Origin of the sequence: Nocardia sp. NBC_00511, from assembly GCF_045161165.1 — a bacterium.
Taxonomy (GTDB): domain Bacteria; phylum Actinomycetota; class Actinomycetes; order Mycobacteriales; family Mycobacteriaceae; genus Nocardia.
In genome coordinates, this window is record NZ_CP107849.1 from 5483252 (window position 1) to 5496473 (window position 13222).

At 68.1% G+C, this 13222-nt stretch carries 10 protein-coding genes and 1 tRNA gene; 4 read left to right on the forward strand and 7 right to left on the reverse strand.

Annotation, left to right across the window (positions count from 1 at the left end; all coding sequences use genetic code 11):
- Positions 1-2: 2 nt before the first annotated feature.
- The 5 genes from OG300_RS25720 to OG300_RS25740 form a co-directional block, all read right to left on the reverse strand.
- Positions 3-1556: a GMC oxidoreductase gene (locus OG300_RS25720; RefSeq protein ID WP_405485605.1), complete on the reverse strand. Its 1554-nt coding sequence runs from the start codon at positions 1554-1556 to the stop codon at positions 3-5.
- Between the two features lie 349 nt (positions 1557-1905).
- Positions 1906-1979: transfer RNA gene (locus tag OG300_RS25725), tRNA-Asp, on the reverse strand.
- Between the two features lie 69 nt (positions 1980-2048).
- Positions 2049-3137 (reverse strand): succinyldiaminopimelate transaminase, encoded by a 1089-nt coding sequence (dapC, locus tag OG300_RS25730; protein WP_405485606.1) that lies wholly within the window; start codon positions 3135-3137, stop codon positions 2049-2051.
- Between the two features lie 27 nt (positions 3138-3164).
- The gene (gene fdxA, locus OG300_RS25735; protein ID WP_405485607.1) at positions 3165-3488 is read right to left on the reverse strand and encodes a ferredoxin; all 324 of its coding nucleotides are present in this window, start codon (positions 3486-3488) and stop codon (positions 3165-3167) included.
- Positions 3489-3608: 120 nt separating this feature from the next.
- On the reverse strand, positions 3609-6224 hold the full coding sequence (locus OG300_RS25740) for a bifunctional FO biosynthesis protein CofGH (protein WP_405485608.1): 2616 nt from the start codon (positions 6222-6224) through the stop codon (positions 3609-3611).
- Positions 6225-6449: 225 nt separating this feature from the next.
- On the opposite strand from OG300_RS25740, the gene OG300_RS25745 reads away from it, so the two are divergent.
- From OG300_RS25745 to OG300_RS25760, 4 genes are all read left to right on the forward strand, one after another.
- Positions 6450-7934 (forward strand): hypothetical protein, encoded by a 1485-nt coding sequence (locus tag OG300_RS25745; RefSeq protein WP_405485609.1) that lies wholly within the window; start codon positions 6450-6452, stop codon positions 7932-7934.
- 237 nt (positions 7935-8171) lie between these two features.
- Positions 8172-8651 (forward strand): PH domain-containing protein, encoded by a 480-nt coding sequence (locus OG300_RS25750; RefSeq protein ID WP_405498675.1) that lies wholly within the window; start codon positions 8172-8174, stop codon positions 8649-8651.
- Positions 8652-8710: 59 nt separating this feature from the next.
- Positions 8711-10342: a PH domain-containing protein gene (locus tag OG300_RS25755; protein ID WP_405498676.1), complete on the forward strand. Its 1632-nt coding sequence runs from the start codon at positions 8711-8713 to the stop codon at positions 10340-10342.
- 115 nt (positions 10343-10457) lie between these two features.
- On the forward strand, positions 10458-12413 hold the full coding sequence (locus tag OG300_RS25760; RefSeq protein WP_405485610.1) for a GMC family oxidoreductase N-terminal domain-containing protein: 1956 nt from the start codon (positions 10458-10460) through the stop codon (positions 12411-12413).
- 4 nt (positions 12414-12417) lie between these two features.
- Here OG300_RS25760 and OG300_RS25765 read toward each other — a convergent pair whose 3' ends face one another.
- Complete coding sequence (locus OG300_RS25765; protein WP_405485611.1) at positions 12418-12792, reverse strand: DUF742 domain-containing protein; 375 nt, start codon at positions 12790-12792, stop codon at positions 12418-12420.
- Positions 12789-13202 carry a roadblock/LC7 domain-containing protein gene (locus tag OG300_RS25770; protein ID WP_405485612.1) on the reverse strand — a complete coding sequence of 138 codons (414 nt, stop codon included), beginning with the start codon at positions 13200-13202 and terminating at the stop codon, positions 12789-12791. Before OG300_RS25770 ends, OG300_RS25765 begins: the two co-directional genes overlap by 4 nt.
- Between the last annotated feature and the right edge of the window lie 20 nt (positions 13203-13222).

Sequence of the window (13222 nt, forward strand, 5' to 3'; positions counted from 1 at the left end):
GGTCAGTGGAAATCTTGCGCGATGATCTTCTCGATATTGCGCTCGGCCAGCGCCGTGATCGTCACGAACGGATTCACCGTGGTGCAGCCCGGGATCAGCGACCCGTCGATCACGTACAGCCCTGGGTACTGGGTGAGCCGCCCGTAGTTGTCGGTGGACTGGTTGATCACCACACCGCCGAGGGGGTGGTACGCGAAATCGTCTCCCCAGGTCTTGTATTCACCGAACAGGTCGGTGCGGTAGATGGTGCCTTCCTTGCTGTTGATCTTGTCGAAGATGCGCTTGGCAGCGTCGATGCCCGGCTGGTTCCAGGCGGTCTGCCAGTTCAGGTCCACGCCGCCGCTGCCGGAGTTGTAGGTGAAGGTGCCGCGATTGGGGTTCTTGGTGATGGCCAGGTAGAGGCTGGCGAAGGTTTCGATGCCCGCCGGGAACGGCGACACCTCCGCGAAGGCCGGACCGCCCGCGTCCGCCCAGTTGTCGATGCCCAGACAGGGAATGGTGGATTGCAGCGTCCCGGTGGCATCCCAGGCCTGGTTCTGCCGCGCCACCATGACATTGCCATTGTTGCCCCAGCCGGTGCCGACCGAGTCGGGCAGGTTGGGCAGCTTGCCGGTGGCCTTCTGCGTCACCAGCAGCTTGCTGGTGCCGACGCTGCCCGCCGCGAAGAAGACCTTCTGTGCCGTAACGGTTTTGGTGGTGACGGTCTTGCCGCTGGTGTCGATCTGGTTCATCACCACGGTGAAGCCGCCGCCGTTGGCGGGCGAGACCGTGGTGACGACGTGCTGGGGGGTGATGTTGACCTTGCCGGTGGCGACGGCGGCGGCCAGATAGGTCTTGTCCAGGGACTGCTTGCCGTAATTGTTGCCGTAGATGACTTCCGCGTTGAGCGCGGACTTGGTGACGGTGCCCGCCGCCTCCTGCTTCATGTAGTTGAAGTCGTAGACGTTGGGCACGAAGGTGTACGAAAACCCGGACCGCTGAGCCTGTTTCCGTCCGACGCGGGCGTACTGGTAGCAGTCGGCGGTTTCGAACCAGCTCTGGTCGATCTGGTTGACCTTGAGCCCGGCATTGGCGCGCGGGTAGTAGGTGCCGTACATCTCGCCGGGATCCACCGAGGGCAGGATGCTCGGGAAATAGTCCTGCTTGGGCGTGACCGCCATGCCGCCGTTGACCAGCGAGCCGCCGCCGACGCCACGCCCCTGGTAGACGCGAATCCCGCTGAACGCCTCGGAATCCAGCACACCGGTGTAGATGGAGATGGACTTGTTGTAGTCCGCGCCCATGAAGTGGTTGACCGGCTGATCGGTCTTGGACCGCAGCCAGTACGACCGCCCGTCCGGTTTCAGCAAGTTGGAGAACACATTTCCGTCCGAGCCGGGCTGCGTCCAGCTCATGCCCTTCTCGACGATGGCGACCGTCTGCCCCGCCTGCGCCAGTCGCAGCGCGGCCACCGCACCGCCGTATCCGGACCCGATAACGAGAACCGGGATGGTGTCCCCGTTGTTGATGTTCGCGGTCGGCAGAGCTCGCGCGATCCCCCGTCCGGCTAGCGCCACCCCACCCAAAATGACACCTGTTGCAGTTAGAAATCCCCGTCGACTGACACCCCTACCCAGCCCGGCATTGCTGCCGAAGACACTCTTACCGGGGGTTTCATAAGACAATCCACGCACTGAAGGCTCCTCATCGAGACTCGATGAGAACCTGTTATAGAGGCTGTGAAGCACCTGTGTGTCACTTTTGAGAAAAGCCGCGATTGCCCACCGACGCCACGACCGATCTCGTAGAGTCCGGGGAACTCGCCGGGATGACGACCGAAATCGGTGCGGCGACAACAGGCCCGAAAACGACAACAGCGGACGGCACCGGGGCCGTCCGCTGAAGTTGCAGAGAGAGATGATATTGCGACCCTGACGGGACTCGAACCCGCGACCTCCGCCGTGACAGGGCGGCGCGCTAACCAACTGCGCCACAGGGCCTTGCGACCGCTCGGCCACCGGGCCTCACGACGTGGTAGACGGTATCACGAGGCCGTCGGTAACCGTAAATCAGCTGGTCAGGCGATCAGCGGCCGCTGTGATGCGCTCGTCGGTGGCCGTAAGGGCAATGCGCACATGCTCATTGCCGCGCGGCCCGTAGAACTCGCCGGGGGCCGCGAGGATGCCGCGTTCGGCCAGCCAGTCGAGGGTGGTGCGGCACGGCTCGCCGCGCGTCGACCACAGGTACAGCCCGGCCTCGGAATCGTCGATGCGGAAACCGGCGCGCTGCAACGCATCTCGCAGCACCGCCCGCCGCGCCCGGTAGCGGTCCTTTTGCCGCGCCTCGTGCGCGTCGTCGCCGAGGGCCGCGGTCATGGCGGCCTGGATCGGGTACGGCAGCATCATGCCGGAGTGCTTGCGCACCTCCAGCAACTCGGCGACCAGCTCCGGATCACCGGCCACGAAACCGGCTCGATAGCTCGCCAGATTGGAGGTCTTGGACAGCGAGTGGATGGCCAGCAGACCGGTGTGGTCACCGTCGCAGACCTCGGGATCCAGGATGGACACCGCGTGTCCCTCCCAGGCCAGACCCAGGTAGCACTCGTCGGAGGCCAGCACCGCGCCGCGCTCGCGCGCGAACTGCACCACCTTGCGCAGGTGATCGACGCCGAGCACCTTGCCGGTCGGGTTGGACGGCGAATTCAGGAAGATCAACGCCGGGCGTTCCGGACCCAGCTGGGTGGTGCCGTCGGCCCGCAGGTAGCGCGAACCCGACAACAGCGCGCCGACTTCGTAAGTCGGGTACGCCACCTCCGGAATCACCACCAGGTCGTCCGGGCCCAGGCCCAGCAACCGCGGCAGACCGGCGATCAACTCCTTGGTGCCGATCGCGGGCAGCACCGCGGCCGGATCCACCCCGGTGATCCCGAACCGACGCTTCAGCGCCGAGACAACGGCTTCGCGCAGTTCGGGCGTGCCGTGCGTGGTCGGATACCCGGGCACCTCCGCCACCGCCGAAAGTGCCTCGCGGATCAGCGGATCCACCGGATCGACCGGTGTGCCCACCGACAGATCGACGATGCCGCCCGGATGCGAGGCGGCCTTCGCCTTCACCGAAGCGATGGTGTCCCAGGGAAAATCGGGTAGGAGACTGCTCACCCGGCCACGCGCGGTCAATGTTCCGGCCTACTCGGCGGCCATCGGCGGTAGTGCGGCGATGAACGGCGGGTCGTAGTCGACCTTGCCGACCTTGGTGGCCCCACCCGGGGACCCGAGGTCGTCGAAGAAGTCGACGTTGGCGTTCACGTAACCGGCCCACTGATCCGGGGTGTCGTCCTCGTAGAAGATGGCTTCCACCGGGCAGACCGGTTCACACGCACCACAGTCCACGCACTCGTCCGGTTGGATGTACAGCATGCGGCCACCCTCGTAGATGCAGTCCACGGGGCATTCCTCGATGCACGCCTTGTCCTTCACGTCAACGCACGGTTCAGCGATGATGTACGGCACTGCCGTTCTCCTAGTCTGTCCTCACATGCGGATACTCCGCCCGGCGAAAACCCTATCCCGGCCAGCCAACATTACTACCGGCAAGCCTGCCCTAACTTTCGCGCGATACTTTTTCCGCGCTCAGCCGTCCGCCAATGTCGCGGACAGGTGTGCGAGCGGGCGATGGGCCGGCTCACCGTAGGTGGTGGTGCGCTGCCGAACCGGGCGGCCGATGCCGGAAGCGATCTCCGTCAGTTCCTCGACCGTCTTGGCGGACCCGTGCTCGGATCCGGCCATCCGGGAAATCGTCTCCTCCATCAGGGTACCGCCGAGGTCGTTGGCGCCACCGTTGAGCATGAGCTGAGTTCCCTTGGTACCCAGTTTGACCCAGCTGGTCTGAATATTCTCGATACGGCCGTGCAGCATGATCCGCGACAGCGCGTGCGCGGCCCGGTTGTCGCGCACCGTCGGCCCCGGCCGGGACGCGCCCGCCAGGTAGAGCGGGGCGCTCTGATGCACGAACGGCAGCAGCACGAATTCGGTGAAACCGCCTGTCTCGTCCTGGATTCCACGCAGCACACGCAGGTGGCCGACCCAGTGCTTCGGGTTGTCCACATGCCCGTACATCATGGTCGAGCTGGAGCGGATGCCGAGTTTGTGTGCGGTGCTGATCACATCGACCCACGCCGAGGCGGGCAGCTTGCCCTTGGTGAGCACCCAGCGCACCTCGTCGTCGAGGATCTCCGCGGCGGTGCCCGGAATACTGCCCAGCCCGGCCTCTTTCAGCGCCGAGAGCCAGTCGTGCACCGACTGACCGCCGCGGGAAGCCCCATTGACGATCTCCATCGGGCTGAACGCGTGCACATGCATGTCCGGGATGCGGGCCTTGATGGCGCGCACCAGGTCCGCGTAGCCGGTGACCGGCAGTTCGGGGTCGATGCCGCCCTGCATGCAGATCTCGGTCGCGCCCTCGACCCAGGCCTCCCAGGCGCGGTCGGCGACCTCGGTCGGGCTCAGGCTGAACGCGTCCGCGTCGCCCTTGCGCTGGGCGAACGCGCAGAAGCGGCAGCCGGTGTAGCAGATATTGGTGAAGTTGATGTTCCGGTTGACGATGTAGGTGACGTCGTCGCCCACGGTGTCGCGGCGCAGCTGATCGGCCAGCGCGGTGACGGCTTCCAGGGCCGCGCCGTCGGCGGTGGCCAGGGCCAGGTACTGGTCGTCGGTGAGGCCCGCCGGATCCTTCTCGGCGGCCCGCAGCGCCGACATCACGTCGGCGTCGAAGCGCTCGGGCGCGGCGACAGCCAGTTCGAGGACCTGCTCGCGAATGGATTCCCAGTCGCCGAAGGCACCCAGCGAATCATCGGCAATGCCGGAGTCACTGCGGGATTCGGTATTGCGGCCCTCGGTGTCGATGGCGGTGTTGAGGTCGATGCGGCCGACCGACTCCCAGTCGTGGTCCGGCTCCTGCCAGGGCAGACCCGAAGGGTTGACGTCGGCGGCCAGGCCGGTGGCCGGATCCATCAGCGCGGCAACATGCTTCGACACCCGAGGGTCGATCCACGGGTGACCGGCGAGCACGTACTTGGGATGCGCGGTGAGGCGCTCGGTGAGCACGAAGCCCGCGTCGGCGGTGACCTGCGCCAGGGTGTCCAGGTTCGGCCAGGGCCGTTCGGGATTCACGTGATCGGGGGTCAGCGGGGACACCCCGCCCCAGTCGTCGATGCCCGCGCCCAGCAGCGCCCGGCACTCGTCGAGCGACACCAGGTTCGGCGGCGCCTGAATGCGCATCTTGGGGCCCAGCAACAGTCTGGTCACCGCGATGGTGGCCAGGAATTCCTCGAGTCCCGCGTCGGGGGTATCGCGCATGGCGGTGTCCTGCTTGGCCAGGAAATTCTGCACGATCACCTCCTGCACGTGCCCGAATGCCTTGTGCACCTTGCGGATCGCCAGGATCGACTCGGCCCGCTCGGTGATGTTCTCGCCGATGCCGACCAGGATGCCGGTGGTGAACGGGACCGAGAGGCGCCCCGCGTCGGTCAGCGCGCGCAGGCGCACCGCCGGATCCTTGTCGGGCGAACCGTAGTGCGCCTTACCGGGTTCGGTGAACAGGCGGGTGGAGGTGGTCTCGAGCATCATGCCCATGGACGGGGCCACCGGCTTGAGCCGCGAGAGCTCCTCCCAGCTCATCACGCCCGGATTCAGGTGCGGCAGCAGGCCGGTCTCCTCGAGCACCCGGATCGCCATGGCGCGCACGTAATCCAGGGTGGAGTCGTAGCCGCGCTCGTCGAGCCACTGCCGGGCCTCCGGCCAGCGGTCCTCCGGACGGTCACCGAGGGTGAAAAGCGCTTCCTTGCAACCGAGTTCGGCGCCCTTGCGGGCGACCTCGAGAATCTCGTCGGGCTCCATGTAGAGGCCCTTGCCCTGTGCGCGCAGCTTGCCGGGCACGGTCACGAAGGTGCAGTAGTGGCACTTGTCGCGACACAGGTGGGTGATGGGGATGAATACCTTGCGGGAGTACGTGATCGGCAACGTCTCCCCCGCGTAGCCGGCGGCTCGCAGTCCGGCGTCGCGAACCCGGGCGGCCGAACCGCTCAGATCCTCGAGGTCCGCGCCGCGCGCGTGCAGCAGGACCACGGCCTCGTCGAGGTTGAGCGTCGCACCGTCTCGCGCCCGGCGCAGCGCTCGGCGCATGCCGGACGCGGAGGGTGGTGCGAGCGGCAGGCTCGGGTTCGGTAGATCCGTCACGTCCTCGATCATGCGCCATCCATCCGGCTGATCCGACTCGGGTGCCATGGAACTGCCCAACCGGGCGTGGCACCAACCTATTCCTGACTGCCTCCCCGAATATTCCACAGTCATCCCAAGGTGTCGCGTTCTGTGGCGTGTGAATATTCGTACGCATGAGTTCAGCTATTTGAATTTCAGTCCCGATGAAATAGCCTCGCGGGCACACCTACCCCGTAGACCAGAGGGGAACCCTTCTTGCTCGCGAAGATCCGCCACGCCGCCGCTGTCGCCGGGCTGGGCGCCACCATGTTGCTGACCGTCAGCACGGGGTCGGCCGCCGCCTTCGGACCGGTGCCGCCCGCCAACCCGTATCTCGGGCCGATCGGCACCGCCACCATGCACGGCGACGCCGAGGCCTCCGACACCACGCCGCTGCCCGGACCCGGAACCGGGAACGTGCACGCCGACTTCCACGAACTCGCGGCGGCCTGCCCGACGATCATGCAGGGGGCCGACGGATTCCCGCAGGCGCTGTGCACCAAGATCAGCGACCGTGCGCCGGAGGTGCTGCTGCTCGATCCCGCCAACGGCAACACCCTGGCCTCGCTGGATCTCACCAAGGGCAGTCTGCTCGGCGGCGTGTACGCCTACCTCGACAACAACGACCGCATGGTCACCGTCGACGGCAGTGGCAACCTGCTGCGCATCGGGCACGACAACGGCGGCTCGGGCGGCTCGCCGCGACTGTTCATCGCCTCGAAAACCGATGTGTCGCAGGCGGTTGCCGGGCACTGCGGCGGCGGCACCTGCGATTCGGTGAGCTCGGTGTCCCCCGACTGGAACGGGCGGGTGTGGTTCGCCACCGACAATGCCGCCGCCGGATTCGTCGACACCGACGGCACCGCCAAGTCGATCGTGCTCGCACCCGGTGAGATGGTGGCCAACTCCATCGCCACCGCACCCGACGGCGTCGCCGTCGCCACCGACCACGCGCTGTACCTGCTGAACGTCGACGGCAGCGGCAACCCGCACATCGTGTGGCGGCAAGCCTACGACCGCGGGCCCGCGCGCAAACCCGGACAGCTGAGCTGGGGCACCGGCTCCACGCCCACCTTCTTCGGCCCGGGCGACGGCACCGAATACCTGACCATCGTCGACAATGCGGCGAACAAGGAGAACCTGCTGGTCTACAACACCGCGACCGGCAACCAGGTGTGCTCCGTCCCCGCCATCGACGGCAGCGAGAACTCGCCGATCGGCTCGGGCAACAGCGTCTTCGTGGCCAGCACCTACGGCTACCCGTACCCGCAGCTGCCACCCAACGCGGGCACCAGCCAGCCCGCGAGCGCGAACTTCACCGGCGGCATGACCCGCATCGACGTGAGCGGTTCGGGCTGCAACGTGGTGTGGACCAATACCGTCCCGTCCTCGGCGGTGCCGCGACTTTCGGTGCCGGACGGCAAGATCTACACCATCACCCGGCGCTCGGGCCTCGGCTCCGGCAGTGGCGGCAGCGGCAGTTCGGGCAGCTCCAGCGGCAGCGCGGGTTCCGGCAGCGGCGGGGTGCTCGACCACTACAGCTACACCGTGATCGACGCCAACACCGGCAATATCGACACCGAGCAGACCATCGGTGCGACGACGATCAACGACACCTTGCAGATGGTCGGCACCATCGCGCCGGGGCGAATCCAGTACCAGGGCACCGTGAGTGGGCTGTTCCGGATCACGCCCAACTAGTTCCCGTAACCGGGCAGTCGGTTGGATGTCGGGCGTATCGCCCGCCCGCATCCCCCGATTCGTGGAAGCATGACGGGCATGTCCCAGCCCCCCGCCGCCGGCGGCCCCGCGCAGCCCGGCCCCGGCGACTCGGCGTGGTCCGCCACCGGTGATCCGACCTGGACCGCCGCGGGCAGCCCGCCGCCGGTCGACCCGGCACCGTTCGCCGGGAGCCGGGCGGGCCGCAGTCCCGGCGGCATCCTGGCCGCCCCGGCCCGGCGGCCCAGCCCGCGCGCGAAACTGCTGTGGGCGATCAGCGCCGCACTGTCGTGGGTGGTGCCGGTGCTCGGACTCGGCATCTGGGCACTGTTCGACAGCCATCGACGCGGGGTGCAGACCCTGGTCTTCGTGCTGGTGCTGCTGGCCGCGGCGGTCAGCATCGCGGTGATCCCGTTGTGGCGCTACGCGGTTCACCGCTGGGAGATCACCGACGAGGCCGTGTACACCCGCACCGGCTGGCTCACCCAGGAGAGCCGGGTCGCGCCCATCACCCGGGTGCAGACCGTGGACACCTATCGGGGACCGCTGGAACGGCTGCTCGGGCTCGCGACCGTCACCGTCACCACGGCATCCTCGGCGGGCGCGGTGCACATCAGCGCACTCGCCCTCGACGACGCGCGCGAGACCGTCGCGCAGCTGACCACCATCGCCGCGCGGCACCGGGGAGACGCGACGTGAACCAGCCGGGCGAACCCGATCAGTACACGGATCAATATCCGACAGAAGTGCTTTCACCGATGCCGCCGCTCGGCGCGAGCGCCCCGGACGCCTGGCAGCGTCTCGATCGCCGCATGCTGCTGGTGCACCCGGTCACCGAACTCATCCGCTACATCCCGGTCCTGATCGCCACCCTGTTCGCGGGCGCGCGCAGCGACAGCCCGATGTGGAGCCTCGCGGTGGTGGCCGTCATCGTCGGATTCGCGTTGACCCGGTGGTTCACCACCACCTACCGCATCACTCCGGAGAACGTCGAGCTGCGCACCGGACTGCTACAGCGCAAACGGCTTTCGGTGCCGCGCAACCGGGTCCGATCGGTGGATGTGCAGGCCGACCTGCTGCACCGGGTGCTCGGACTGGCGGTGCTCACCATCGGCACCGGGCAGCACGCCGAGAAGCGCGACCAGTTCAAACTCGACTCCCTCGATGCGAAACTGGTGCCGCCGCTACGCACCGCACTGCTGGCCCACACCCGCGACGGCGCGGAAAACGTTGCGGAACAGTCGATTTCGCAGACCGATCCGAACGGTGCACCGATCACCACCGGTGGACCCCGGGAATCCGGGCGATCCACCGCACACGAGCCGGTGGAAATCGCGCACTGGCAGTCGGATTGGGTCCGCTACGCGCCGCTGTCGCTCACCGGGTTCGCGATCATCGCCCCCGTCGTGGGTCTGGCCTTCCAATACGGGTTCGCGCAGATCTTCTTCAAGTCCGACACCGCGCACGAGGTCGGGCAGAGCAGCGCCGCGGTGATCACCGGCGTGATCGCGCTGCTGTTCGTGGCCCTGCTCATCATCGTCAGCCTCGCCGGTTGCGTCCGCTACCTGATGACCTGGTACGGCCTGCGCGTCCTCGACGACGGCACCACCCTCACCGTCCGCCACGGCCTGTTCACCACCCGCCAGACCACCCTCGACCTGGCCCGCCTGCGCGGTGCGACCGTCAACGAACCCCTGCTGCTGCGCCTGGCCCGCGCGGGCGAACTGGAAGCCATCATGACCGGCACCAGCCCCCGCCAGAAGATCCTCCCCCAGGCCCCCCGCCCCGCCGTCGACCGCACCCTCGCCTACCTGCTGGGCATCGGATCGGCAGCGAATGCGGCTGCGACACAGCCATTCCGTGTCGCCGGAGGCTATCCGGGTAGCGGGGAGTTCGGCCTGCCAGCCGCTGTCACGGTGCCACTGCGGGCGCACGGTGCGGCAGCGATGCGGCGGCGGTACACGCGCACGCTGGGGCCGCTCGCGGCGGTCGCGGTGCTGTTGGCCGTGATATCGCTTGCGGGCGGGGAGATTCCGGGGTGGCTGTGGGTGGTGCTCGTGGTGCTGACGCCGTTCGCCGCCGTGCTGGCGTGGGATCGGTATCGCGGGCTCGGGCATGCGGTGATCCCCGCGGCAGGGGGTAAGCCCGCGTGGCTGGTCACCCGCAGTGGGTCGCTGGATCGGGACCGGGACTGCCTCGAGGCGCCCGGGATCATCGGGTGGACGGTGCGGCAGACGTTCTTTCAGCGGCGGGCCGGGGTGGCGACCGTGGTGGCCGCGTCGGCGGCGGGCAAGAAGCGGTATCACGTGCTGGACCTGCCGGTCGAGCAGGCCTGGGCGCTGATCGAGGCGGTGACGCCGGGGCAGCTCGGTACGCCCCGGGTCAAGTGACCGTGAATTCTGCTGTGGAGATTCAACTTCGAGCAGTTGAACACCTTGGAAAGTGAGCGGGGATTCGCTCACGCATGATAGAAATCAGCCGAGCTTCACGAAGGGTGGATTCGTCATGGAACCGACAGCCGAGCAGCGCGCGGCCCTGGAACTGATCTGCGATACGTTCCTGCCCGGCGACGGCCTGGCCCTGCCTCCGGCCAGCGACCTCGGCGCGGTGGACACCATCTTCCGGATCCTCGGCCGCAATCCCCGTGAGGCCGAACGCAAGCAGCTGGCCACCCTGCTCGGACTGTGGGACTCCCGGCTGTTCGGGCTGCTCACCGGCCGCGGTCCCCGCCACTTCTCCAGCTTGTCGCAGCAGCAGCGCGAAGACGCCCTGATCCGGCTCGGTGACTCCCGACTCGCCCCCGTGCGCGCCGTCTTCCAGGCGCTCAAAGGCGCTGCGCTGCTGGCCTACAACGTCACCCCCGGCCCGACCGGCGTCAACCCGCTGTGGAAGGAGATCGGCTACCCGGCCCCGGCCGGGCCGCTCGCCCAGGCTCCCGAACCCGCGCTGAAACCGCTGCGGTACACCGAATCCACCACGCTCACCTGCGATGTGGTGATCGTCGGCTCCGGCGCGGGCGGCGGCACCGCCGCCGCGGTCCTGGCCGAGGCCGGGCTCGACGTCATCGTCCTGGAACGCGGAAACTATTACGACGACCGGGATTTCGGCACCGGCGAACTGGAGGGGCTGCTCAACCTCTACGCCCCCGGTCCGGCCGCCTCCGCCGAGGGCCAGATCACCCTGGTGTCGGGCACCTGCCTGGGCGGCGGCACCGTGGTCAACTGGAGCACCTCGCTGCCCACCCCCGACGGCGTCCGCCAGGAGTGGGCCGAGCTGGGCGCACCGCAGTTCGCCACCGACGAATTCGGTGACGCGCTACAGGTGGTGCTGAAACGCCTGAACGTCAACGACCGGCACTCACCGCTCTCGAAGCGCGACGACGTCCTCGACCGGGCCGCCCGCTCGCTCGGCTGGGACGTGGATGCGCTGCCGCGCAACGTGACCGACGCCTGTGACGCCGGAATCGACTGCGGCCGCTGTGGTTACGGCTGCCGACTGGGTGCGAAGCAGTCCGTCGCCAAGACCTGGCTCGCCGACGCGGCCGCACACGGCGCCCGCCTGGTCGTCGATGCCGACGTGCGACGCGTCGAAATCAGCGGCGGCCGAGCCGAATCCGTGATCGCGCGCACCTCCGACGGCGTCGAGATCACCGTGTACGCCCGCGCGGTGGTGGTCGCCGCGGGCGCCATCCAGACCCCCGCCCTGCTGAAGCGTTCGGGCCTGCGCAACAAGAACATCGGCCGTCACCTGCGCCTGCACCCGGCCGCCGCCGTCTTCGGCGTCTTCGACGAGGAGATCCGGCCGTGGGAGGGCGCGATGCAGGCCCGCATCAGCCGCCACCACGCCGACCTGGACGGCAAGGGCTACGGCGTCATCTACGAGACCGGCCCCACCCATCCTGGCCTCGGCACCGGCTTCATGGGCTGGCGCGGCGCCGACGCCCACCGCGCCGCCATGCGCGACTTCGCCCACTCCAACGCCATCGGCATCATCACCCGCGACCGCGACTCCGGCACCGTCACCGTCGACAAGACCGGCGAACCCATCGTGAAGTACCGCCTCTCCGACTACGACGCCGCCCACCTGCACACCGGAATCGTCGGCGCGGCAGAACTTCTGGAGGCCGCGGGCGCCCGCCGCATCACCTCCGGACATCAGGCCGGAGTCTCCTACGAACCCGGCACCCGGGGCTCCCTCACCGAATTCGCCACCGCCGCACAGCGGGCCGGATACGGTCCCGGCCAGTGCGCCATGGGCGCACTGCACATCATGGGCTCCGCCCGGATGGGCGGCTCCCCCGCCCTGTCGGCCACCAACCCGGACGGGGCCACCTGGGACGTCCCCAACATCGTCGTCGCCGACGGCTCCAGCTTCCCGACCGCGCCCGGCGTCAATCCCATGGTCAGCATCGAGGCGATCGCCTATATGAACGCCAATCGTCTGGCGGCACAGTTGAAGTAGCGATTCACAGCGACCGGATGCCGGCCAGCACCGCGTGCAGCACACCCAGATCCGAGGCGTTCTCCGCGGCCGCGGGCGGCATCCGGAAACGCAGGCGACCGTCGTCGATCAGATCACCGATCAGGACCTTGGTCATGGTCAAGGGCAGATGCAGGTGCGCGGAGACCTCGGCGACCGAGACCGGATGGCGGCAGATGGCGACGATGGCCGCGTATTCCGGTTCTGGTCTTCGCAATCCGAGGCCGCGGCCGGAATCCACCAGCATGGTGTCCATGTTCAGATCGGGCCGATCGGCCCGGCCGCGGCCCCGGGTCACGGCGTAGAGCCGGACCAGCGGTCCCGCGTCCTCCTCGTACCAGTGCTCGCGCGAATCGCTCATGGTCGGGGCGAATCGAGGTAGCCGCGCGCGTCGACACCCAGATGCGTGCCCACCCGCTGCACCGTCTGATTCATCTCGTAGGCCACCAGCCCCAGATCCGCCGAATCCGCGGCCAGCAGGGCCAGACAGGCATTGGTGCCCGCGGCGGTGATGAACAGCACCGCGTCGTCGAGCTCGACCACCGTCTGATGCACGCCACCGGCATTGAAGTGGTGCCCGGCGGTGCGCGCCAGGCTGTGCAGCGCCGAGGCCATGGCGCCGAACTTCTCGGCGTCCGCGCGCTGTTGCCCGGCCGAACTGCCCAGCAGCAGACCGTCGGTGGACAGCAGCACCGCCACTCTCGCGTCGGGCAGCTTGTTGATCAGCTCGTCGAGCAGCCAGCCGAGGTCGATTCGCTGGGAAGTGGTCATGGTCGCCCTCTCGTCGAAAC

What these genes read in the sequence shown, in the direction of transcription:
- OG300_RS25755 (WP_405498676.1), top strand. Translation starts at nt 8,711, where the DNA reads ATGCCGCCGCTCGGCGCGAGCGCCCCGGACGCCTGGCAGCGTCTCGAT.
- OG300_RS25760 (WP_405485610.1), top strand. Translation starts at nt 10,458, where the DNA reads ATGGAACCGACAGCCGAGCAGCGCGCGGCCCTGGAACTGATCTGCGAT.
- OG300_RS25770 (WP_405485612.1), bottom strand. Translation starts at nt 13,202, where the DNA reads ATGACCACTTCCCAGCGAATCGACCTCGGCTGGCTGCTCGACGAGCTG.
- OG300_RS25740 (WP_405485608.1), bottom strand. Translation starts at nt 6,224, where the DNA reads ATGATCGAGGACGTGACGGATCTACCGAACCCGAGCCTGCCGCTCGCA.
- OG300_RS25765 (WP_405485611.1), bottom strand. Translation starts at nt 12,792, where the DNA reads ATGAGCGATTCGCGCGAGCACTGGTACGAGGAGGACGCGGGACCGCTG.